This is a genomic window from Alcanivorax sp. HI0044 (genome assembly GCF_001634945.1).
The window spans coordinates 1-939 of the sequence record NZ_LWEZ01001376.1; the positions used below are offsets into that span (position 1 = coordinate 1).

General features: G+C 59.5%; 1 protein-coding gene. It reads right to left on the bottom strand.

Features of this window, described 5'->3' with window-relative positions:
• Positions 1-160: 160 nt before the first annotated feature.
• The gene (locus tag A3730_RS20365) at positions 161-763 is read right to left on the bottom strand and encodes an HPP family protein (protein ID WP_063519833.1); all 603 of its coding nucleotides are present in this window, start codon (positions 761-763) and stop codon (positions 161-163) included.
• Positions 764-939 lie beyond the last annotated feature (176 nt).

The following is a 939-nucleotide window of genomic DNA, read 5'->3' on the forward strand; positions in this document are numbered from 1 at the left end:
TGCCCCGGTCAGACCGGCAATAATCAGGAAAACGGCAATGAAAAGGCCGAACCAGCGATGAAGCAGAACCAGAAATGCGCGCATGGGAAATCCAACCGGGGCTGACAATGCGGCGCAGCCTAGCATAAAAGGGAATCGTTCTCATTACAGAATGTGTTGATCAGACACCGGGCTGACGGGGGGCCCATAGTGGGTAGGGAATGCCGGCCAGTCGATTGATTACGAAGGCCTGGCCAACCAGCAGGGCCACCGCGCTGAGCAATACCGGCAGCTGCTGCAGTTCGTGCATCAGCCCCAGTGACATAATCAGCGCAGTCGCGCCGGCGGGCGGGTGGGCGACCCGGAACAGAATCATCAGTGCGCTGGTGAGCCCCAGCGACAGGCCGGCAGCGGCCACCCGTGACCATTCAACGCCGGTGATAAAGGCGGCCGGTGCATCGTGCAGGCCGCATAACCACAGTGATGCCCACCCACACAGGGCACCAATCAGATGACCGCTGAGTACATTGCGAGGGGAAGCTGCTTCCGCCAGGGGCAGGTGGAACAGCAGGAAGGCCGTCGCACCCAGTGAGGGAAAGATAAACGCTTGCTGGGTCACCAGCGCCACACTGGCGATCAGCGCAATGCTGAGGCCGCCGTTGACCAGGTTGAACAGCGCCAGCACGACGCGGGGATTAAAGCGCTCACTCATGGTTTCCAGATGCAGCTGCCGCAACAGTCCACCGACCAGTTGTTGGCGGAGCTGATCACTTTCCTTACTCATGGTGCGCACTAATCCGGGGCAGAAAAAGAGCGCGCATACTAAGGCCTTGCGGCCGCTTGGGCAATTATGGTGCATTTTTTGCGACAAGCGGGTGTGGCGGATAGCGGGCGGCTTCATCAAGGTGTGGCAACGGTTTTTTAACAACGCAGGCCAGGCAAATCCGCTAGCATGAGCCA

Coding starts and splice junctions, on each gene's coding strand:
- A3730_RS20365 (WP_063519833.1), bottom strand. CDS start 763: ATGAGTAAGGAAAGTGATCAGCTCCGCCAACAACTGGTCGGTGGACTG.